Here is a 20923-nt window from a genome sequence, read left to right as displayed (position 1 = left end):
CGCCGGCCGTTCGGCCAGCGGGGGCGTATAGATAGATCGGCCGAAGCCCTGCGCGCAAGGACGATTTTCGCTTTTCGTCTCCTTCGTGCCGGGCGCCCCGAAGCGCCGCGAAAAACCGCGCCGCGCGCCCCTCCTCGACGCCCCGGAGCGCTCGCTCCTCGCCGAGCACGCCTGCACGTGCGCGTCCGCCACACGGGCGCGGCACCGTACGTGCTCCGCGAACCCCCGATGGCGAGGCGCGAGCACCTTGGGTCTCCGGCGGTGGCTCGTGCTGCGACCGGCGGTCCGCTCGGCGTTGCGAGCGTCGCTGCCTCACCCCCCGATGGGAGGAGCCTATTCGTGCCGAGGAAGAAGATCGTCGTCGTGGAGGACGACCCCGAGCTCCGGGATCTCGAGACCTTCCTGCTCGGCGCCGAGGGCTACGACGTCGTCGGCGTCGCCGATGGCATCGACGCCGCCGCGATCGTCAAGCGCGAGCGTGCCGACCTCGTCCTGCTCGACCTCATGCTGCCGGGCAAGGATGGCAACGCGGTCCTCGAAGAGCTCGCGGCCGAGCCGGAGACGCGGCCCACGCCCGTGATCGTCGTCTCCGCGTTCCTCGCGCAGCTCCGCCTCACGCCGCAGGTCCGCCGCGTCCTCTCCAAGCCGTTCGACGTGAGTGATCTCCTCGACGCCGTCGCGCGCGAGGTCGAGCGTCCCCGCGAAGAGGTGGCTTGATGAACGGCCCTCACGACGACGGATCTGCGCGTGGCCTCGCCTCGCTCGCCGTCGACCTCGACGCTCCTGCTCCCTCGCCCGCGTCGCAGCCGAACCAGCCTGCTGGCATCGTCTCGCTCGACGCGCCGCCGTCTGCGCGTGACATCCGCGACGCCACCCTCCTCAAGGAAGGCGACCTCTTCCTCCTCACGGACGCCGAGGGCAACGTCCCGCGCAAGAACCGCGAGGGCTACGGCCTCTACCTCGGCGACACGCGTTTCTTGAGCAGCTACGAGCTCGCCATCCAGGGCCTCCGCCCGACGATCCTCCTCTCCAGCGACCACGCGCATTTCCTCGGCGCGCAGGTCCTCACGAACCCGAACCTCGTCACGCCCGAGGGCCAGGCCGTCCACGAGCAGACCATCCAGATCCGACGCTACCGCCTCGTTCGCCCCACCGAGGTCAGCGAGTCGCTCACGTTCCAGAACTACAACCGCTTCCCCGTCACGCTCGACGTCGAGCTCCATTTCGAGGCCGACTTCTCCGACATGTTCGAGGTCCGCGGCATCGTGAAGGGCGCGCGCAAAGGCAAACCGCACGTGCCCGAGCACATGCCGAGCGTCTTGCGCTTCCGCTACGACGGCGCCGACGGCCTCGCGCGGCGCACCGAGGTCCGCTTCGATCCCACGCCCGACAGGCTCGCGTCGTGCACCGCGAGCTACCGCATCGAGCTCCGCCCGGGCGGCTCCACGTGCATCACGATTGGCGTCAGCGTCGACACCTCGCCGATGACGAACACGAACGGCCCTTCGATGCCGCGCCGCGCGCTCACGGGCTACAAGCAGTGGCTCGCGGGCCAGGTCGGCGTCGAGACGAGCAACAGCCTCTTCAACGCGGTCTTCGCGAAGGCGCGCAACGACCTCCGCGTCTTGCTCTCCGGCGATCCCGACGCGCCCTTCATCGCGGCGGGCATCCCCTGGTACGCGTGCCTCTTCGGGCGCGACACCATCATCACCGCGCTGCTCTACCTCTGGATCTCCGCCGAGCCTGCGCGCCAGGCGCTCCGCTTGCTCAACCACCACCAGGGCAGCCGCGACGATCCCGCGCGCGACGAGGAGCCTGGCAAGGTCATGCACGAGCTTCGCCGCGGCGAGCTCGCGCACCTCGGCGTCGTCCCCTTCTCGCCGTACTACGGCACCGTCGACGCGACGCCCCTCTGGATCATCCTCCTCGCCGAGTACTACCGCGCGACCGGCGATCTCGACCTCGTCCGCGAGTTCCGCCCGAACCTCGACGCCGCGCTCCTCTGGATGGATCGCTACGGCGATCGCGACGGCGACGGCTTCCTCGAGTACGCGTGCCGCTCTGACGCGGGACTCGTCAACCAGGGCTGGAAGGACTCCACCGACGCGATCACGCATCCCGACGGCACCCTCGCCAAACCTCCGATCGCGCTCGTCGAAGTGCAGGCCTACGCCTACGCGAGCCGCCGCGCCGCGGCGCGCATCTACCGCGTGCTCGGCGATCCTGCGCGCGCCGCCTCCGAAGAGCTACGCGCCGCTGCGCTCCGCGACGCCATCGACGCGGCCTTCTGGATGCCTGCGGAGAACGCGTACGCCATCGCGCTCGACGGCGACAAACGGCAAGTCGCGACCGTCTCTTCGAACGCGGGCCATGCGCTCTGGGCCGGCGCCGTCCCGCACGCGCGCGGTGAGCTCATGGCGCGGCGCCTCATGGAAGAGGACCTCTTCTCCGGCTGGGGCATCCGCACCCTCTCCACGCGCGCGGCTCGGTACAACCCCACGGGCTACCACCTCGGCACCGTCTGGCCGCACGACAACGCCCTCATCGCGCTCGGCTTCAAGCGCTACCGCCAGGAGCCCCTCGCCCTCGAGCTCGTCACGGCGCTCTTCGAGGCCGCGCAGCACTTCCCTGCGTATCGCATGCCCGAGCTCTTCTGCGGCTTCGCGCGCAGCGCCTTCGCCGTCCCTGTCCGTTACCCCGTCGCGTGCAGCCCCCAGGCCTGGGCTGCGGCTTCTTGGGCGGCCCTCCTCGCCTCCCTCCTCGGCCTCTCCCCCAACGCGCCGGGCAGCGAGCTTCGGATCGTCCGCCCCACCCTTCCTCGCTGGCTGCACTGGGTCGAGGTCAAGCGCCTCTCGGTCGGCCGTGGGGAAGTCGACCTTCGGTACCAGCGTGTGGAAGAGCATACTGCCGTGGACGTCGCTGCGATGCGGGGGGATGTGAGGGTGACTTTCGTGGACACCTGGGAAGAGGACACGACATACCCACCCAACCCTGCGAATCCGTGAAGTTTTTCGGGTCTCGGCGCCGCTATCCTACCTTCACGCACCCGAGCAAGCTCCCTCCCTTCATTTTTTCCGATGTCCGTACAGCCTTCGATGCATACCTTCCCGGCTCCCTCGTCCAAGTCTGCCAGGAGGTCTACCCGTGCGAACGACTGTCATTCGCTCCCTGCTCGCCACTTCTGTGATCGCTTCCGCCTCTGGTTTCTTGTGCGCGGACGCGGCCGCGGAGGGGACGGTCGGGGTCCTCGTGCTCCGGGAGCACGGGGTGGGGAGCGCGGCGCAAGCCCAGCCTTATGTCGACAAGTTCGTGTCCGTCGCGGCCAAGCAGAACGGCTGGGGCGGCGCGAAGGGCGAGTATCACACGAGCCGCGGCAACGCCGAGGCCTTCATCTCCGCCCAGAAACCTCAGTTCGGCATCCTCTCGCTCGGCGCCTTCCTCGGCCTCAAGGCCAAGCACAACCTCGACATCATCGGCCAGGTCGCGGTCAATCGCGCCGGCGGCCAGCAGTATCACCTCATCAGCAAGGCCGCCTCGGACCTCGCCGGCTGCAAGGGCAAGGCGCTCGCCAGCGACCACGCCGACGATCCCAAGTTCATCGACAAGGTCGTCTCGAAGGGCGCCTTCAAGCTCGGTGATTTCACGTTGGTCGCGACGACCCGTCCGATCCAGACGATCAAGAAGGTCGTGAGCGGCGACGCCACGTGCGCGCTCATCGACGACGCCCAGCTCGCCGAGGCCACCAAGATCGACGCGGGCATCAAGTCCGTCTGGTCGAGCGACAAACTCCCGCCCATGGTCGTCGTCGCCTTCCCCTCCGCGCCCGCGGACGCGCGCAAAGCGTTCCAGGCAAACCTCGGCAAGATTTGCGAGGGCGAGGGCAAAGCGACGTGCGGCGAGGTAGGCATCCTCGCCCTCAAGTCCGCGACGACCGCCGATTACGCCGGCGTCGTCGCTGCGTACGACAAGTAGCGCCTCTTCGCTCGCCTACGCGGGGCGCTTCTCCCCCCAGGCGGTGTTATTTCTCCCCCCCCGTGCGCTGGTCCTTTCTCCTCCTCGTCGCTGCCCTGGGCGTGTTGCCCGCGTGCTGGGGCGGCGTGACCGGCGCGCAGGGCCCCGCCGTCAACGCTGCGCTCAAGATTGCCGTCGCCACGAAAGACGCGCTCCTCATCGCCGACACGCTCGAAGACCTCATCGCCGCGGGCGTGGACACCCCGGAGGATCGCCAGCTCGCCTACGCGGAGGTGCGCACGCGCGCGGTCGACACAGCCGCGTACACGTACGCGCGCGCCGTCGTCACAGGGAGGCTCGTGCAGCTCAAGGGCTTGCTCGGGGCCGACATGGTCGGCGAAGTCGAGCACTACGCGCGCCGCAGCCGCGAGCTCGATCCGAAGTTCCGGAACGGCGCCGCCACGCGCATGCTCGGCACGCTCTACGTGGTCGCGCCCTCCGCGTTGCTCCGAAATGGAGACTCGGAGACCGGGCTCGAGCTGCTCGAAGGCCTCGTGCAGAAGGATCCCGACGTCATCGAGAACCACCTGCGCGTCGCCGAGGCCTACATCGCGCTCGGCGACGTCGATCCTGCCAAGCCCCACCTCTGCCGCTGCTCGGCCGACCGCGCGAAGCTCCGACGCGACGATCAGGCGCTCCTCGCGCAGCTCCTCAAGGACGCGGGCAACCCCACATGCCCGAAGCCTGCGGCGACCGCGCCCACGCCTTGAAACGCCGCGCGGGATCGACGGGCGGCCTGCGCGGGATCGTGATAGCAGCGTGCCCGTGTCGACCTCTTCGAGCTCTTCGAACGGCCCCACGAGCCCGAGCCACGACGCGCCCGGTTGGCTCGTGCGGCTCTTCTCCCGCATCATCGCGGCCCGCTGGATCATCATCGCCCTCTATGCGCTCGTGCTGCCGCCCGCGGCCTGGTTCGCGGCGCGCGTCCAGCAGGACAACGCGATCGAGCGCCTCATCGCGACGAGCGACACCGACTTCGTCAAGACACGCGAGTTCGAGAAGATCTTCGGCGCCGGCGAGTTCGCCGTCCTGCTCGCCGAGGCCGACGATCCCTTCGCGCCTGCGGTGCTCGAGCGTCTCGACAAACTCGAGCGCGCGCTGAAGGAGATCCCGCGCGTCGAGCCGAACTCCGCGCTCTCGATTTATCGCCGCGCCAAGGCCGGCTTCGATCCGACCCCCGAGCAATCCGAGGCGCTCCGCAAGTTCGTCTCGGGCACGAAGCTCTTCCAGGATCAGGGCCTCGCCGGCGACGGCTACCTCGCGATCGCGCTCATCCTCGACGTGCACACGAGCCAGGAGCGCCGCGAGACCCTCGGGGCCGTGCGCCGCGCGATCGAGACGACGGGCGGCGACGGCGCCCCGCTGAAGACGTTGCGCCAGGTCGGCCAGCCCTACGTCAACATCTACCTCGACGAGGACATGCAGAAGACCGGGCCGAAGTACTTCGGCATGTTCGCGGCGTTCATCATCGGCCTCTGCCTCTTCCTCTATCGCTCCGCGCGCACGCTCGCGGCCTTCTTGATCACGCTCGGCGTCTCGATCGCCCTCGCCATGGGCTACATCGGCCTCACGGGCGGCATCCTCACGATCGTCTCGCCGATGGTGCCGATGACGATCCTCGTCACGACCACGGCGACGCTCGTCTATTTGCAGTCGCGCTTCGTCGAGCGCCCCGCGGATCGCAGCGTCGACGACCACCAGGTCTTCTCCTTCGCCAACAAGTGGCTCGCTTGTACGGCCTCGGTCTTCGCGACGGCCGTGGGCTTCGCGGCGCTCGTCGTATCGAGCATCCAGCCCATCCGGCAGATGGGCGTCTGGGTCGCGGTTGGCCTCGCGCTCAGCTACATCGTCTGTTTCACGCTCTTCCCTGCGCTCCAGAAGATCCTGAAGACCCCGACCGCGATCGAGCAGAAGGTCGCGGCCGCGTGGTTCGTCCGCCTCACGGAGGCGCTGCCCCGCTGGAGTTATCGTTATCGCTGGCCGCTCGTCCTCGGCTCGATCGTGCTCTCCTTCGCGGGCGGCGTCGCGCTCTTCGGGCTGCCCGGCGTGGTCAAGCCGATGCGGCTGCTCACCGATCCCGTCGAATACATCAATTCGGGATCACGGCTCTATGCGGACACGAAGGCCATCGAGTCGAAGATGCCCGGCCTCTCGATCACCGAGGTCTGGCTCAAGGGCAGCGTCGGCAGCGTCTCGGAGCCCGACGCGCTCAAGGGTTTCCAGGCGTTTCACGAGGCGCTCGTCGCCGATCCCGAGGTCGGCGCGGCGATCGGACCGACCACGATCCTGCGCATGATGCAGTACCTCGGCGGCGCGGGCGACGCGTTCCCCAAGGACGCCGAGGCGCTCGACGAGCTCGCGGGCACGCTGGAATCGCTCGCGCCCGTGGACCCGCTGCTCGGTCGGTTCGTCCAGAAAAACGGCCTCGGTCAGACGCATTTCACGGTCATCTCGAAGGCGACCGAGCACGAGGCGTTCCAGAGGCTCCAGGCGAGCATCGACAAGCACTGGAAGGCCGCGGCCGAGGCGAACCCGGCGCTCAGGGAGTTCGAGCTCCGCACCGTGGGCATGGCGCCGCTCCAGGCGCGCGTCTCGCAGAGCCTCGTGCCCACGCTGGTCGAGAGCTTCGAGCTCACGGTCGGGATCATCTTCGTCACGTTCCTCGTGGTCTTCCGCAGCGGGGCGGCGCGGCTCATGGCCATGATCCCCTCGCTCTTCGCGATCCTCGTCATGTTCGGCGTCATGCGCATCACCGGCATGACGCTGAACGTCGCGACGATCCTCATCGCGTCGACCGTGCTCGGGACGAGCGAGAACGACCAGATCCATTTCTTCTATCACTTCCAGGAGGGCCGAAAGGAAGGCTCCGTGGAGCAGGCGCTCCGGCACACGCTCTTCGTGTCGGGCCGGGCGATCTTCTTCGCGACGCTCATCAACGCCGGCGGCTTCGTGGCCTTCGGAATGGCGGATCTGCCGCCGATCCGGCAATTCGGCATCCTCTCCGCCGTGGCCTTCGTCCTCTCGATGATCGCGGACTTCACCGCGCTCCCCGCGGCGCTCTGGCTCGTCTTCCGCACGAAGCCCGACGCCGAGCCCTCCCCGGCGAAGGCGCCCGGACAAACCCCCGCGGCGAATTGACCCTGCCAAACCCTCGAAGGAGAGACCGATGACCATTCGCACCGAGCGTGTCCAGATCCCCGTCGCCGACGGCACCACGATGGCCGGCTACCTCTGCCGGCCCGAGGGCGACGCGCCCCGCGCCGCCATCCTCGTCCTGCAGGAGATCTTCGGCGTCAACGCGCACATCCGCGACGTCGCCGAGCGCTTCGCCCGCGAGGGGTACGTGACGCTCGCGCCGGACCTCTTCCACCGCGCGGCGCCCGGCTACGAGGGAAGCTACGAGGACTACTCCCCGAGCATGAAGCTCGCGGTCCAGTACAAGGCCGAAGAGAGCGAGGCCGACGTGCGCGCCGCCGCCGAATACCTCGGAAAGCACCCGGCCGTCGAGGCGGGCCGCGTCGCCGCGCTCGGGTTCTGCATGGGCGGGCGCCTCGCGTTCGTGACGAACGGCGTCGCCCAGCTCAAGTGCGCGGTCTCCTTTTACGGCAGCATCGCGCCGGACAAACTGCCCTATGCCGCCACGCAATCGGGGAAGATCCTGCTCATCTGGGCCGGCAAGGATCCGTTCATCTCGAACGAGAAAGCGCAGAGCGTGGTGGACGCGCTGCGGAAGCACGAAAAGCCCTTCGTGAACATCGAGTTCTCCGAGCACGACCACGGCTTCTTCTGCGACGCGCGCAGCAATTACAATGCGGCCGCCGCGTCCCAGGCCTGGGCGCTCACGCTCGCGTTCTTGAAGTCGCACCTCTGATCGACGAATCCCCGAGGCTGCACCGCGAGCGCCCTTCCGCCGAAGGGCGCTCGTTCTTTTGTCGTCGTTTTCCGCCTCCGCGTGATTGAAAAGCGCCGCGCTGGAGCATCGGCCGGACCACGCGGACGGCCGTCCGTCCAGGGCTCCCGACGCGCGCATGGCGTGGACGAGGGTTTGCCCCGTGATCACGTTGCCGAACCCGACGGCGCGCCTTCGGGGAGGAGGACGGCGCCGTTCGACGCGGCTGAGGGGGGCGGGCGTCGTGGAGGGGGCGGCTCCCGACCCGTCGACGCGGGCGCCGCGAGGAAGGCCCCCCGGCGCGCGCGCAGGCTGCCTACGACGCCGCTCCTCCGAGCCGGGATCTTCCTCGTGCAAAACGAGGCGCCGCGCGTTCCCGACGTCGCGTTTGGATTCGGCCATGGCGGCGGAGCGGGCCGGGCAAGGCACACCCATATGCCGCGAATGAAACCGGGCAGCATTTACCCGGCCGGCACATGCGGTATCCCACCTTGCCGCACCAGACATAGTCGAGCTCGTTTGCATCGATGAATGCGCGGCAACGCTGGAGTCTGGCAACCGCAATTTCATGAATGCTAGGTGAGCGCTCGCGTGGTCTGGAGCTTGCTCGGTCGTGCAATCGACGGCTCCTCCCACGAGCGGAGAAATCGGAGAGCAATGCCATGCCGCCGGCGGACAGTCAGAACCCGCGCTCCGTACGAGGATCGACGCCGGGCACGGAGATCTCGGTCCTCGCGAGGACCATGTTCCGTGATCTGATGAGCGCCGGATACGAATCTCGCGACGTCATCACGTTCGCGACCGAGCTCCTGGAGCTGGTTCTCGCGAGCCTCCGATGCGCGAAGTCGGATGCAGCCGCCCCGAGGCAGCCGCGAAATGCGGCGGATGAAGACACGAAATGAGCCGCACGAACGTGACCAATCTCCCATTTTCATGAGATATCGCGGGCACCATCGCTGACCGAGCGCCCATTTTTCTTCGAGCGGGACTTTCTCGGACAGAAAAACACACGGAGGGGATATGGCCACCTTGTGCAGGCCGGAAGTCGCGGTTCCGGAGTACATCGTCACGATGGAAGATACGCTGAAATTGGCCGAGCGATTGCACGCGGGCAAACCGCAGCTCAAGCTCGCCATGCGGCTCATCAGCAGCACCGGGGTGCGGAAGCGGCACATCATTCAGCCCCTGGAGCAGACCCTCGAGCACCCTGGGTTCGAGGTCCGCAACAAGGTCTACGTGAGCGAGGCCAAACGCCGCGTACCGCCCGTGATTCAGCGAGCGCTGGAGCACGCAGAGCTCACGGCGCAGGACATCGACGCCATCCTCTATGTCTCGTGCACCGGCTTCATGATGCCGGCCATGACGGCCTGGCTCGTGAATACCATGGGATTCCGTCACGACACGCGGCAGATCCCGATCGCGCAGCTCGGCTGCGCGGCCGGCGCGGCGGCCATCAATCGCGCCCACGATTTCTGCATGGCGCACCCCGGCGCCAACGTCCTCATCGTGGCCTGCGAGTTTTGCTCGTTATGCTACCAGCCGCCCGACGACGACGTCGGGTCGCTCCTGTCCGACGGGCTCTTCGGGGACGCGGTGGGCGCGGTCGTCGTCCGGGGCCGCGGAGGCACCGGCATCCGGCTCGAGCGAAACGCCGCCTACATCATCCCGGACACCGAGGAATGGATCTCGTACGCCGTGAAGGAAACGGGATTCCATTTCAGACTCGACAAGCGGGTCCCCGGGACCATGAAGCCCCTCGCCCCCGTGCTGCGCGATCTCACCGCGCGTCACGGCTGGGACGTTGGCCATCTGGATTTCTACATCATTCACGCCGGCGGGCCGCGCATCCTCAACGATCTTTGCAAGTACCTGGGCGTACCGCTCGAGGCGTTCCGGTACAGCAGGGCCACGTTGACGGAATACGGCAACATCGCCAGCGTGGTCGTGCTCGACTCCATCGGCCGCCTGTTCGCGGACGACCAGGTCAAGAACGGCGGCAAGGGAATCATCGCAGGGTTCGGCCCCGGAATCACGGCGGAAATGAACGTCGGTTCCTGGACGACCAAGGAAGGCCGGTAGGGACGGCGCGCATTCTGCCGCTGTCGTGATCGAGAAGGACAGGAGGGGACTGCAATGAATACAGCACTCAAAGCTCCGTCGTCGACGTTCAACCTCGGCGGCGACCTTCCCGTGCGGCGCCTCGGTTATGGCGCCATGTATTTGACGGGGCCCGGCATGTGGGGCCCGCCGACCGACCCGGACGCGGCGATCCGGCTGCTCCGCCGCGCCGTCGACCTGGGCGTCAATTTCATCGACACGGCCGATTCCTACGGTCCGGCGGCCAATGAGCAGATCATCCGTCGCGCGCTCCATCCCTACCCTGCGGGGCTCGTGATCACCACCAAGGGCGGGCTTTTGCGTTCCGGACCGGAGGACTGGACGAACCGGGACAAACCGTACATCGTCCCCTGCGGACGCCCCGCGTACCTCCGCCAGCAGGTGGAGCTGAGCCTGCGCAACCTCGGGCTCGAGCGCATCGAGCTCTATCAGCTCCACCGCATCGACCCGGCCGTCCCGCTGGCCGATCAGCTCGGCGAGCTCGTCCGGCTCCGGGAGCAGGGCAAGATCCGCCATATCGCGCTCTCCGGGCAGCCCGAGGTCACCATCGAGCAGCTCGAAAAAGCTCGCGCGATCACCCAGATCGTCGCCGTGGAGAATCTCTACAACGTCGCGGACCGCGCCGGCGAGCCGGTCCTGCGTTATTGCGAAGAGCGCGGCATCGCCTTCATTCCGTGGTTCCCCATGGGCCACGGCGCCCTCGCCGGGCCGAACAGCATCCTCGCCGGGTTTGCCAAGAAGCGCGGCGCCACGCCCGCCCAGCTCGCCCTCGCCTGGCTCCTGCACAAGTCGCCGGCCATTCTCGCGATCCCCGGCACCTCCTCCTTCACGCACCTGGAGGAGAACCTCCGCGCCGCCCAGATCACGCTGAGCGAGAAGGAAATGACCGAGCTCGCGGACCTCGCCGCGAGCGTGCCGACGTGGCGTCCGTCGCCCACCGCAACTTCCACCACGAAGGAGGTCGCATGAATACCACAGCCCTTCACCCGAACGTCCGGATGTTGCGCACCTTGTATGCCGATCTGTCGCGCATCGGGGAGTACGTCGCCGACGATATGATCCTGCACAAGGCCGATCGGGCATTCTTTCGTGATGCCATGGCCGGCCGTGTCGTCGGCAGGGAAGCCGCGGTCGCTCACGAGTGCGAGCTCATCCGCATGACCGGCAATACCCTGGTGATGGACGTGCAGCACATCACCGCGAACGACCACTTCGGGGCCGTCTTCGGCGTCCTGCGGGCCAGCCGCGACGGGGCGACGCTCGCGGTACCGTTCTGCGGGGTGTGGCGCTTCCGCGACGGGCGCATCACGGAGCACTGGGAAAACGCCTACGACGTGGTGACCGTCCAGGCCTTCCTCTGCGGCGGCGAGATCAACTCCGCGTTCGTGCACAACGAGGACTGATCCACCACGTCGTCCGGGCCTCGGTCCTCGCCGGTCAGTGGCCGGCGGGGCCGAGGTCGACTTCGCCGCCGGGGTAGACGAACGAATCGCTGGGCGAATAAAAACAGGCGCCCGGCACGACCTGGAGCGGCGAGGCGGGCCGCAGCGCATACACCGGGTGATCGGAGGCGAGCATCTCGATCGAGAGCACCTCGAACGGGGTCACGAGATCGCCGATGTACGGATATCGGCCGCCCAGGATGCGATTGCCGAGCCGCGTCAAATAAAACAGATGGCCACGAGCGACCATGCCGATCTCCTTGCCCACGCGGGCGCGGGAGCGGATCACGGGGACGCCGTCGACGGTTGTCGTGGCCGTGAGGACGTCGTTCTCGATCTCGAGCGTGGTCTCGCCGGACGAGGCCGGGACGCCGCGCTCGCGGGCGTAGCCGCGGACGCGCTCGGACGAGTTCAGGTAATGCGTGAAGAACCGGCCGGGGGTCACGCCGTCGGGCGCGACGTGGCCGTCGAGATCGAGGCCGAGGTACGTGAGCGAATACGCGCCGAACCCCGTCGTTTGCTCGGGTGTATCGACCACGTATTGGTTCATGTAGATGGCATTGTTCTTCGCCGGGCGGAGCGTGGCCGGCAAGAGGCGCGCACAAGCCTTGGGATCGGCGGGGATCCAGCTCGTGTAGAGCATGCGACTGTGGATGACGAGCTGCGGCGAGACGAGCGGGCCTTCGGACATCCATGCCTCCAGGAACGAGATCAAGAGGAGCGTACACGGGTCGCGCGCTCTCACAAGACGGCGCGGAGGGCGGAAATTTGCCCAGACGGCACGCGTCAACGCGCTCTCGCGCTTCACCTGTTCAGGGCGGTAGACTGACGCATCGCGTGCGAAACGATCTCGAAAAGGCCTGCGCCTCCTGCAAGCTCCGGCTCCCGGCGACGGATTCGGTTTGCCCGCGTTGCCGTGCCGCGACCGTGCCCGTCGCGGACGCACTCCGGAGCTTGCGCGGGCGCGTCGGAAAGGACGCGTGGCTCGACGTCCCGCGCACGCTCGCGCTCTACGTGCCCGCGGCCCTCGGCCTCTTCGCCTCGGTGGTCGTCGACGCGCTTTTCCTGTGGGAAGAGGTGATCGGCTCGCCGTCCTTTCAGCCAAACGCCCTCGGGGTCGGGCTCGGGATGCTCGCGGGCCTGAGCTTCTTCGGCATCTGGTGCCTGGTCCTCGCCCTGCCGTGGGGCCTTTGGGCAGGGCTCGTCGTCCTCACGTTCGCCGTCTACCGACACGTTCGCGGAAATCCCGCGCCCCCGCCCCTCCTCTTGCCGCTGCCCCTGCCCGCGCCCCTTCGCCCGAGCTTGCTGCGTCGCGCCACCGAGCGCCTCGCCGACCTCTCCAAGAAGCTCGACGCGTGGCACGACGGAAGAGAGAAGCCGAGCCTGCGCATCCCGCTGCTCGTGCTCCTGACGGCGACGGTCATCGCCGAGGTTTTCGCGAAAAACCCCACGATCGAGCTCACGAGCTTGAAGGCTTTCGCGAACTCCGTCGGCCCGCTGCTCATCATGATGATCCCGATCGCCGTCGTGGCGAGGATCACCTCGATGTTCCCGCTTTATGCCGCGAACCGCATCACCGAACGGCTGGTCGCGGCCCTCCGGCGGATCGATGAACGAAACAGCGCGCTCATCGAGGACGAACCCTCGGTCGAGCCCCTCCGCGCCGGGCGCGCTTCGGCGCGTGGTCGCGTGTCGCGAGGCCAGAAGCCCGCGCTCGTCGCCCCGCTCTCGGGCAAACCTTGCCTCGCGTTCCGGCTCGTGGGCCGCATCGACGATGTCGTCCTCGACGACGGCGACGCCGTCCCCATGACCGTCGTGAACGGCGCCGAATCGGTGGAGATCCGCGGCGAACGCTTTTCGATTGCGCTCGGGAAGCCCGAGGAGCGGGCGCGGTCCCTCGATACCGAGGCCACCGCGCGTGTGACCGCCTTTCTCACCGCGCGCGGAATCCAGGCCCAGCCGCGATTCGCGGATCTCGGCGAGGCCTGCCTTCGAGAAGGCGACGAAATCGAGGCCTGGGGCACCGCCGGGCAAGAACGGACGGCGGGCGAAGGTTATCGCGACGTGGTCCTCGGCCGCGTGCTCGACGACGCGGACGGTTTGCCCGTCCTGATCACGCGATAGCCGTCACGCCGAGCCCCGGCTCCGCCGGCAGCTCGTAGCGCGGGCCGTCCGCCTCGTATCCGCCGCGGTACGGATCCCCGGCGAGCAGCCACGCCGTATCCAGATCGACGAAATCGACGCCCCCGAGCGCCGCCGCCACGTGCGCCCCGGCCGTCATGCCGAGCCGCGTCTCCACCATGCCGCCGATCATGATCGGCATTCCCGCCTCTTTCGCTGCCCGCCCGATCGCGAGCGCCCCGAGCGGCCCGCCCGATTTCACGAGCTTCAGGTTCACCCCGTCCGCGGCCCGCGCCGCGCGCACGCGCCCGAGGTCCGCGAGCGTCTTCACGGACTCGTCCGCGATCACCGGCGGCGCGAGCGCGTCGGCGACCTCCGCCATTCCCTCGAGATCGTCCGCGGCGCAGGGCTGCTCCCAACATTCGACGACGAGCCCTCTCGCCTCCACGGCGCGCCCCATCGTGATCGCCTGCGCCGCCGAGAACCCCGCGTTCGCGTCGATCCGAAACCGCGCGTCGGGCACGGCGTTCCGGATCGCGAACAGCGCCGCGAGGTCCTGATCCATGTCCTTGCCGACCTTCACCTTGAAATGGCGAAAGCCCTGCGCCGCCCAGCCCTGCGCGAGCTCGGCCATGCGCGCGGGCTCCGCGATCGGGATCGTGATGTCCGTCGTGAGCGTGCGCGTCGCCTCGCCCCGCGCCCCGCCGAGCAGGCGCCGGAGAGGCATCCCGAGGAGCCGCGCCCACGCGTCGAGGATCGCCGTCTCCAGCGCCGCCCGCGCCACCGGCTTGCCGGAAAGCACGCCGTCGAGCGCCGCGCCGAGCTCGACGAGCCCCGCGAGCGACACCCCGTGCTCGCCGTCCACGTCCGGGAGCACGATCGTCTGCCCGGACAAACGCTCCGAGGCCGCCCCCAGCGCCGCGAGCACGTCCGGCTGATCCTCCACCGTCACCGGCCAGAGCGCCGCGCCCTCGCCGAGCCCCTCGGCCCGCGCGCCGCCGGCCGCGAGCGTGACCCGCACCTCCGCCGAGCGCGTCACGGTCACGCGCCCCGTCGCGATGACGAACGGATCGTGGAGCGGGACCGATAGCGGGCGAACCGAGATGGCCTCGACGTGGAACATCGGCGCCACGCTTAGCACACCCGTCACGCCGTTTGGCGCGGGGCGACGGGCAATTCGAGCCCGATCCGCGCGCCGCCTTCCTCCCGGTTCGCCGCTCGCGCGCGGCCGCCGTGCGCCTCGGCGATCCGCGAGACCAAGGAGAGCCCGAGCCCGAGCGAGCCCTGCTCCCGCGCCTTCTCGTCCGGACGCCGGTAGAACGGCTCGAAGATCCGCTTCTCCTCGCCCGGCTCGAGTCCGCGGCCCGCGTCCTCGACCTCGAAGGCGACCGCGTCGGTAGCGGCCGTGATCCGCAGCGCGACCACGCCGCCGCCGTGCTTCTTCGCGTTGTCGAGCAGGTTCGCGAGCGCGCGCGCGAAGAGCGTCGGATCGGCGAGCACGGGCTCCGGTTTGCCCTCGACGACGAGCGCCTCGGCGCCGATCCCGGCGCGCTCGAGCGCGCGCAGGCCCGTCTCCACGGGATCGAGCCGCTCCTTCGCGAGCGCCGTGAAATCGAGCCGGCTCTGCGCGAGCAGATCCCCGACGAGCGCGTCGATCTCGAAGACCTCGCGATCGAGCTCGTCGAGGTTCTTCTGCACGGAAACGCCGTCCCGCGTGAGCTCCGTGAGCAGGCGGATCCGCGCGAGCGGCGTGCGCAGCTCGTGCGAGACCGCCGCGAGCAGCTCCCGCTGATCACTCATCTGCCGCTCGATCCGCGCGGCCATCTCGTTCATCGCCATCGAGAGCACGACAGCCTCGCCGTGGACGTGCCGCCCCATCCGCGCCCGCGCGCCGTAGTTGCCCCGCCCGATCTCGCCCGCGACGCGCGCGAGCTCCTCGAGTGGGCGCGAGAGCCTGCGCGCCACCGTACCCGAGAGCGCCCACAGGATCATGCCCGCCGCCACGAGCGGCGCGAGCCAGCGCAGCGGCCCCCCCGTGCGCGTCCGCTCGGCGCAGATCGAGACGACGCCGAGCCTGTGGCCCTCGCGCATCGCGGGCGCGTCGAGCGTCCACGCCCTCCGCCCGCAGCCGTGGCCGAACGCCTGGAGCGCGGCGCCGCTCGGGTCTCGCAAGGTCACGCTCACGTCGAGGTCGTCGGCGATGGCGCGAGCGAGCGCCTCGCGTGCGCGGTCGTCGTGCCACACCTCGCCGAAGCGCGCGCCGAGGAAGGCGCGCGCGCGGCTCATCTCGCGCGCCCAGGCCGGGCCGCCCGGGGCCGAGACGAGCAGCATCACGATCGAGAACGCCACGCCCGAGAGGAGGATCGCCACGCCGAACCAGAGGAACAGACGGCGCTGCAGCCGGGCGCGCACGTAACACGACAGCCGATTCACGACTTTTCTTTCGCGAGAACGTACCCCACGCCGCGCACCGTCTTGATGAGCCGCGGCGAGCGCGGGTCGTCACCGAGCTTCTGCCGCAGGTGCGAGATGTGCACGTCGACCGTTCGTTCTCCAACGATCACGTCTCCGCGCCCCGCCTCCGAGAGCATCGCGTCCCGGGCGACCACGCGTCCCGGGCGCCTCGCGAGCGCGCAGAGCAAATCGAACTCCAGGCCCGTGAGCTCCACGAGCTCTCCGTCGCGCGTGACCACGCGTCCGGGGACGTCGATCACGATGTCGCCCGCGACGATCCGCTCTCCGGCGACCTCGGGCCTTGCCCTGCGCAAGACGGCCTTGATCCGTGCGAGCAGCTCGCGCGGGCTGAAGGGCTTGGCGATGTAGTCGTCGGCGCCGATCTCCAGGCCGACGACACGATCCGTCTCGTCGCCGCGCGCCGTGAGCATGAGGACCGGGATCGTATTTTTCTGTCGGATCCGGCGACAGACCTCGATCCCATCCATCCCGGGCATCATCACGTCGAGCAGCACCACGTCGAAGGTGCCGGCCTCCAGCGCGGCGAGCCCGCGGGGTCCGTCCGGGGCTCCGGTCACGTGAAAACCGTTCTGCTCGAGGTAACTCGACAGGAGGTCGAAGAGCCGGACGTCGTCGTCGATGAGGAGCACGCGGAGCGCCATGGCGTTGGCAGAGTACCAGGGCCACGAAAGCGGCCGTCACCCGAGCTTGCGCGCGCCTCGTGAAGCGCCTGCGAGGCCTTCCATGAAGAAATGCAAAGGGGCCGCGCGGCGAGAACGAAACCCTTCATGATGCCCGCACGGAAACCCATTCCGGAAGGGAAAACGTACGGAACGGGGCCGGCGACGCATTCCTGCTCCCCTGCCCTGGATCAGAGCGCTGGAAAACGAAAGTCCTTGCTCTTCCGGGAGGTGAACTGGTAAGTAGAAGAGTCATCGCGGAACTCCAAATTGGTCTCCGCAGGTATTCGGATTCACAGCTCGCCGCGCTGTTGCTGGGGGAACGTGTATCCGACGTGTCTGGTTCTCATGACGCGCGAGAGAATGCGCGTAGGAGTCATCTCATGAATACGCTTCGTTCGATCACCGGGCTCTTTGCGATGGCTTCTCTCTTCGCGTTCGCCGCTGGGTGTAGCGTCAGCGAGAAAGAGGAGCTGATCGGGCAGAGCGAGCAGTCGCTCGCCGCGCCCTGCGAGTGCCCGACGGTCGTCGCCGGCTCGTCGAACCTCGTCGCGCCCCCTTGCGAGTGCGAGCCTCCGCCGGAGGAGCCGCCCGTCGAGGAGCCGCCCGTCGAGGAGCCGCCGAGCGCGTGCCCGCCTGGCGAGCACGAGGAGTGCAGCGTGAAGGCGCCGGGCGGCGTTCAGTCGATCATCGCCCCGCCCGAGTGCGTCTGCGTTCCGGACGAAGAGCCCCCCGCATGCCCGCCTGGCGAGCATGAGGAGTGCAGTGTCAAGGCGCCGGGCGGCGTTCAGTCGATCATCGCCCCGCCCGAGTGCGTCTGCGTTCCGGATGAAGAGCCCCCCTGCCCGCCGCACGCCGTTCAGGTCACCACCTGCGGCGGCATCATCGCGCCGAGGGGTGCTTCCCAGATCTGGGGTGGTGGCAGCGGCTGCAGCACGCAGTGCGTCCTCCCCTACTGATGATCTGACCTCGGCGAGTACACCCCGCCGAACGCCCCGGGAAAACCCGGGGCGTTTTGCGTTTGTCCACCCCACAGCGCAATTTCGTCGGACCTGGAGCCTGTATCCTTCCAAACAGGTGCTAGGCTTCGCCCAATGTCGGACGTCGCTTCGGGACAGTCGTCGGGGACCGAAGTCGCGCTCGATCGGCTCGATTGGCCCGTGCGGGGCCTCTCGCCCCGGGCGCGTCGGGTGGTCTTCGCCTACGCAGAGGCCATGTACGCGGACGAGGACGAAAAGGGCGCGATCGTGCCGGCGAGCCCGGCCATCTGCGAGCGCGCCACGGCGTGGCTCGACCACTCCGTGGGCCGCGCGAGCAGCGATCTGCGCCGCGGCTTCGCGGTGCTCACGTGGCTGCTCGAGATGATGCCGCTCTTCGTGATCGGCGCCTTCTCCCGCATGAGCCGCCTGCCCATCGCGCGGCGGGTCGGCTACCTGGAGGCGCTCGAGCAAAGCCAGTTCGGGTTCTTCGCGCTGCTGCTCGTGGCCTTCAAGGTGCCGACGAGCGTGGCCGTGTTCGAGGAGGGCGAGGAGCTCGCGTCGACAGGATTCGATCGGCCGAGCACGACGGCACGAAGGCGGCTTCCGGTCGCGCCGGAGCGCGCGCCATGAGCGACGTTCCATCGGGCGAGAGTGTCGTCCACGGGCGGGACTTGTCGGGGCCGTTCGAGGCGTCGTGCGACGTGGTCGTGGTCGGGTCCGGGGCGGGCGGCTCGGTCGTCGCGACGCTGCTCGCCGAGGCGGGCCTGCGGGTGATCGTGCTCGAAGAGGGGCCGTATTACCGGCCTGAAGAGTACCAGCGGTTCCGGCCGAGCGAGGCGCTGCGCCGGCTGTTCCGCGAGTCGGGCATGGCGACCGCATTCGGGATCGGGCAGACGCCGATCATCGCGATCACCATGGGGCGGGCCGTGGGAGGTTCGTCGCTGCTGACGGGCGGCGTTTGCTTCCGGATCCCGAGCAGCGTGCATCATCAGTGGGTCGCCGATCTCGGGCTCGACGCGCTCTCCGAGCGCGCGCTCGAACCGGCATACGAGGACGTCGAGCGCAGGCTGTCCGTGCGCGAGGTGCCGGCCACGTTGCGCTCGCGCTCCACGATGAAGTTCGTCGAGGGCGCGGAGAAGCTCGGGCTCACGATGAAGCCCATGCGCCGCAACGCCGAGGCGTGCGAGGGCAACGCGCGGTGCAACTTTACATGTCCGGCAGGCGCGAAACGCTCGGTGGACGTGTCGTATCTGCCGAGCGCGCTCGCGCGCGGAGCGCGCATCGTGTCGGACGCGCTCGTGACGCGGGTGCGCGTCGAAAACGGGCGCGCGGCCGGCGTCGAGGGGTGGCTGCTCGGCGGCGAGGGCGGGCGGCCGTCGTTCCGGTTCGTCGTGCGCGCGCCGGTCGTCGTGGCCGCTTGCGGGACGCTGCACACGCCGCTCTTGCTCGGGGCGAGCGGCGTGGGGCGGACGAGCGAGAAGCTCGGACGGCGGGTGACGCTCCACCCAGCCGTGCGCTGCGTGGCGGTGTTCGACGAGGAGATCGGCGGCTGGGACGGCGCGATGCAGAGCGTGTACTCGGACGATTTCGCGCCCGAGGGGATCAAGCTCGTCGGCGTGTACAGCAGCGTGAACGTGCTCGCGGCGGGCATGCCGGGCGTGGGCCCGCGGCTCCGGCGCATGGCGCGCGAGGTCCGGAGGCTCGCGGTGTTCGGCGCGATGGTGCACGACGAAGGCGGAGGCACGGTGCGGGCGGGTCCAGGGCGCGAGCCGATCCTGACGTATGAGATGGCGCCGCAGGACCTCGCGCGGCTGCGGCGTGGGATCACGATCGTGTCGGAGATGGCGCTCGCGGCCGGCGCGCGCGAGGTCTACACGTCGGTGACGGGCGCGGGTCCGGTGCGCACGATGGACGATGCGCTCGCGCTCGAACGGTCGAACTACGACGCGCGCCGCCTCGAATGCATGGCGTTCCACCCGCTCGGGAGCGCGCGCGCCGCGAACGATCCGCGGCGCGGGGTCGTCGATCCGGACGGCCAGACGTACGAGCTGCCGGGGCTCTTCGTGGCCGACGGCTCGATCTTGCCGACGAGCATCGGCGTGAATTCGCAGGAGCCGATCATGGCCATGGCGACGCGCATCGCCTGGCGCCTCGCGGAGAGGTTCCGGCGGCTCGCGCGCTCTGCGTGATCACTCCATCGAGGGATCGCGGAGGTCGCCGAAGAAGTCGATGAGGAGGTTCGCGACCTCGGCGGGCTTCTCCTGCTGCGTCCAGTGGCCGCAATCCGCGACGCGCGCGACGCGCAGGTTCTTCACGTACGGCATCGAGAGCTCCGCCATCTGCGGCCGAAGGACGGGGTCCTTGTCCGCGACCACGAGCAACGCGGGCAGGTCGATCTCGTGGGACGGGAGCGAGCGATCCTCCTCCCACGAAAGATCCATCGCGCGGTACCAGTTGAGGCCGCCGCGGAAGCCCGTGCGCTTGTAGATGCGCACGTACGTGTCGAGGTCGATCTTCGAGAGGAACGTCTCGCCGGGGCCGATCTTGCCGAGCAGCGACGTACCATCACCGACGGTCATGAACGTGGCGAGGGAATCGGCGTACTTCGCCGGGCGCATGATCTTCTGGAACGTGTCGCGCACGTCGACCTCGAGCTCGCGCTCCGCGACGCCCGGCTCCTGGAAGTAACGCATGTAGAACGTCTTGTCCGTGAGGCCGAAGGCGTCGCGGTACATGACGCTCGGGGCCACGGGGCCCGGCGGGACGTACGGGGTGTTGAGGCTCGCCACGCGCTCGGTGCGCTCGGGGTGGCGCAGCGCGAATTGCCACGCGAGCGAGCCGCCCCAGTCGTGCCCGACCACGCCCGCCTTGTCGATGCCGAGCGCGTCGAAGAGGCCGTGGATGTCTTCGACGAGCTCGCGCATCACGTAGCTCTCGATCTCCTCGGGCGCGTCCGTCCCCCCGTACCCACGAAGATCCGGGCAGAGGACGCGGAAACCAGCCTCGGCGAGAGCGTGGATCTGGCGACGCCAGGAGTACCAGAGCTCGGGAAAGCCGTGGCAGAGGAGGATCGGATAGCCGCGGCCCGCATCGGTCACGTGCATGCGGATGCCGTTCGAGTCCAGGAAGGTATGGCGGATGATCGTGCCCATGCGGTGAAGACTCCGGTCTCGCGCTGCTCTCCTCCCGTCTCCCCCGGGACGGGGCGCGCGTCAACGCTGGGCAGTG

At 68.9% G+C, this 20923-nt stretch carries 18 protein-coding genes; 13 read left to right on the top strand and 5 right to left on the bottom strand.

Annotated features, from left to right (window positions below):
• Positions 1–339 precede the first annotated feature (339 nt).
• The 9 genes from QHF83_RS44300 (at position 340) to QHF83_RS44260 (ending at position 11421) form a co-directional block, all read left to right on the top strand.
• On the top strand, positions 340–717 hold the full coding sequence (locus tag QHF83_RS44300) for a response regulator (RefSeq protein ID WP_282424159.1): 378 nt from the start codon (positions 340–342) through the stop codon (positions 715–717).
• Positions 717–3005, top strand: a complete 2289-nt coding sequence (locus QHF83_RS44295; protein WP_282424158.1) for a glycogen debranching N-terminal domain-containing protein — start codon at positions 717–719, stop codon at positions 3003–3005. The genes QHF83_RS44300 and QHF83_RS44295 overlap by 1 nt, the downstream gene beginning before the upstream one ends.
• 139 nt (positions 3006–3144) lie before the next feature.
• The gene (locus QHF83_RS44290; RefSeq protein ID WP_282424157.1) at positions 3145–3972 is read left to right on the top strand and encodes a hypothetical protein; all 828 of its coding nucleotides are present in this window, start codon (positions 3145–3147) and stop codon (positions 3970–3972) included.
• A 62-nt stretch (positions 3973–4034) separates the two neighbouring features.
• Entirely contained in the window at positions 4035–4721 is a 687-nt protein-coding gene (locus QHF83_RS44285) for a tetratricopeptide repeat protein (RefSeq protein WP_282424156.1), read from the top strand.
• Positions 4722–4776: 55 nt separating this feature from the next.
• On the top strand, positions 4777–7149 hold the full coding sequence (locus tag QHF83_RS44280) for an MMPL family transporter (RefSeq protein WP_282424155.1): 2373 nt from the start codon (positions 4777–4779) through the stop codon (positions 7147–7149).
• Positions 7150–7177: 28 nt separating this feature from the next.
• A complete protein-coding gene (locus QHF83_RS44275; RefSeq protein ID WP_282424154.1) occupies positions 7178–7882 on the top strand; it encodes a dienelactone hydrolase family protein in 705 nt (234 codons plus the stop codon).
• A 1038-nt stretch (positions 7883–8920) separates the two neighbouring features.
• Complete coding sequence (locus QHF83_RS44270) at positions 8921–9979, top strand: type III polyketide synthase (protein WP_282424153.1); 1059 nt, start codon at positions 8921–8923, stop codon at positions 9977–9979.
• A 54-nt stretch (positions 9980–10033) separates the two neighbouring features.
• Positions 10034–10987: an aldo/keto reductase gene (locus QHF83_RS44265; protein WP_282424152.1), complete on the top strand. Its 954-nt coding sequence runs from the start codon at positions 10034–10036 to the stop codon at positions 10985–10987.
• Positions 10984–11421: a nuclear transport factor 2 family protein gene (locus tag QHF83_RS44260; protein ID WP_282424151.1), complete on the top strand. Its 438-nt coding sequence runs from the start codon at positions 10984–10986 to the stop codon at positions 11419–11421. Before QHF83_RS44265 ends, QHF83_RS44260 begins: the two co-directional genes overlap by 4 nt.
• Before the next feature lie 34 nt (positions 11422–11455).
• Here the strand turns inward: QHF83_RS44260 and QHF83_RS44255 are convergent, their stop codons facing one another.
• Positions 11456–12151 carry a hypothetical protein gene (locus tag QHF83_RS44255; protein WP_282424150.1) on the bottom strand — a complete coding sequence of 232 codons (696 nt, stop codon included), beginning with the start codon at positions 12149–12151 and terminating at the stop codon, positions 11456–11458.
• Positions 12152–12297: 146 nt separating this feature from the next.
• Here QHF83_RS44255 and QHF83_RS44250 point away from each other — a divergent pair, with 146 nt between their 5' ends.
• Positions 12298–13584 (top strand): hypothetical protein, encoded by a 1287-nt coding sequence (locus tag QHF83_RS44250; RefSeq protein WP_282424149.1) that lies wholly within the window; start codon positions 12298–12300, stop codon positions 13582–13584.
• Here the strand turns inward: QHF83_RS44250 and QHF83_RS44245 are convergent.
• From QHF83_RS44245 to QHF83_RS44235, 3 genes are read right to left on the bottom strand one after another with little or no spacing between them, the layout of a single operon-like run.
• Positions 13574–14704 carry a dipeptide epimerase gene (locus QHF83_RS44245; RefSeq protein ID WP_282424148.1) on the bottom strand — a complete coding sequence of 377 codons (1131 nt, stop codon included), beginning with the start codon at positions 14702–14704 and terminating at the stop codon, positions 13574–13576. The two genes, QHF83_RS44250 and QHF83_RS44245, sit on opposite strands and share 11 nt — an antisense overlap.
• Positions 14705–14727: 23 nt before the next feature.
• Positions 14728–16014: a HAMP domain-containing sensor histidine kinase gene (locus QHF83_RS44240; protein ID WP_282424147.1), complete on the bottom strand. Its 1287-nt coding sequence runs from the start codon at positions 16012–16014 to the stop codon at positions 14728–14730.
• Positions 16011–16697 carry a response regulator transcription factor gene (locus QHF83_RS44235; protein WP_282424146.1) on the bottom strand — a complete coding sequence of 229 codons (687 nt, stop codon included), beginning with the start codon at positions 16695–16697 and terminating at the stop codon, positions 16011–16013. Before QHF83_RS44235 ends, QHF83_RS44240 begins: the two co-directional genes overlap by 4 nt.
• 401 nt (positions 16698–17098) lie before the next feature.
• Between QHF83_RS44235 and QHF83_RS44230 the strand changes: the two genes are divergently transcribed.
• The 3 genes from QHF83_RS44230 to QHF83_RS44220 all read left to right on the top strand — a co-directional run bounded on the left by QHF83_RS44230 (position 17099) and on the right by QHF83_RS44220 (position 19884).
• Positions 17099–17674: a hypothetical protein gene (locus tag QHF83_RS44230; RefSeq protein WP_282424145.1), complete on the top strand. Its 576-nt coding sequence runs from the start codon at positions 17099–17101 to the stop codon at positions 17672–17674.
• 135 nt (positions 17675–17809) lie between these two features.
• A complete protein-coding gene (locus QHF83_RS44225) occupies positions 17810–18325 on the top strand; it encodes a hypothetical protein (protein WP_282424144.1) in 516 nt (171 codons plus the stop codon).
• A complete protein-coding gene (locus QHF83_RS44220) occupies positions 18322–19884 on the top strand; it encodes a GMC family oxidoreductase (protein ID WP_282424143.1) in 1563 nt (520 codons plus the stop codon). The genes QHF83_RS44225 and QHF83_RS44220 overlap by 4 nt, the downstream gene beginning before the upstream one ends.
• On the opposite strand, the gene QHF83_RS44215 is transcribed toward QHF83_RS44220, so the two are convergent.
• On the bottom strand, positions 19885–20847 hold the full coding sequence (locus QHF83_RS44215) for an alpha/beta hydrolase (RefSeq protein ID WP_282424142.1): 963 nt from the start codon (positions 20845–20847) through the stop codon (positions 19885–19887).
• Positions 20848–20923 lie beyond the last annotated feature (76 nt).

It is taken from the genome of Polyangium sp. 15x6 (assembly GCF_029960785.1).
GTDB lineage: Bacteria > Myxococcota_A > Polyangia > Polyangiales > Polyangiaceae > Polyangium.
This window is presented reverse-complemented; position numbering and strand designations above follow the sequence as displayed.

What these genes read in the sequence shown, in the direction of transcription:
- QHF83_RS44260 (WP_282424151.1), top strand. Translation starts at nt 10,984, where the DNA reads ATGAATACCACAGCCCTTCACCCGAACGTCCGGATGTTGCGCACCTTG.
- QHF83_RS44220 (WP_282424143.1), top strand. Translation starts at nt 18,322, where the DNA reads ATGAGCGACGTTCCATCGGGCGAGAGTGTCGTCCACGGGCGGGACTTG.
- QHF83_RS44295 (WP_282424158.1), top strand. Translation starts at nt 717, where the DNA reads ATGAACGGCCCTCACGACGACGGATCTGCGCGTGGCCTCGCCTCGCTC.
- QHF83_RS44235 (WP_282424146.1), bottom strand. Translation starts at nt 16,697, where the DNA reads ATGGCGCTCCGCGTGCTCCTCATCGACGACGACGTCCGGCTCTTCGAC.
- QHF83_RS44230 (WP_282424145.1), top strand. Translation starts at nt 17,099, where the DNA reads ATGAATACGCTTCGTTCGATCACCGGGCTCTTTGCGATGGCTTCTCTC.
- QHF83_RS44225 (WP_282424144.1), top strand. Translation starts at nt 17,810, where the DNA reads ATGTCGGACGTCGCTTCGGGACAGTCGTCGGGGACCGAAGTCGCGCTC.
- QHF83_RS44270 (WP_282424153.1), top strand. Translation starts at nt 8,921, where the DNA reads ATGGCCACCTTGTGCAGGCCGGAAGTCGCGGTTCCGGAGTACATCGTC.
- QHF83_RS44275 (WP_282424154.1), top strand. Translation starts at nt 7,178, where the DNA reads ATGACCATTCGCACCGAGCGTGTCCAGATCCCCGTCGCCGACGGCACC.
- QHF83_RS44245 (WP_282424148.1), bottom strand. Translation starts at nt 14,704, where the DNA reads ATGTTCCACGTCGAGGCCATCTCGGTTCGCCCGCTATCGGTCCCGCTC.
- QHF83_RS44255 (WP_282424150.1), bottom strand. Translation starts at nt 12,151, where the DNA reads ATGTCCGAAGGCCCGCTCGTCTCGCCGCAGCTCGTCATCCACAGTCGC.
- QHF83_RS44265 (WP_282424152.1), top strand. Translation starts at nt 10,034, where the DNA reads ATGAATACAGCACTCAAAGCTCCGTCGTCGACGTTCAACCTCGGCGGC.
- QHF83_RS44215 (WP_282424142.1), bottom strand. Translation starts at nt 20,847, where the DNA reads ATGGGCACGATCATCCGCCATACCTTCCTGGACTCGAACGGCATCCGC.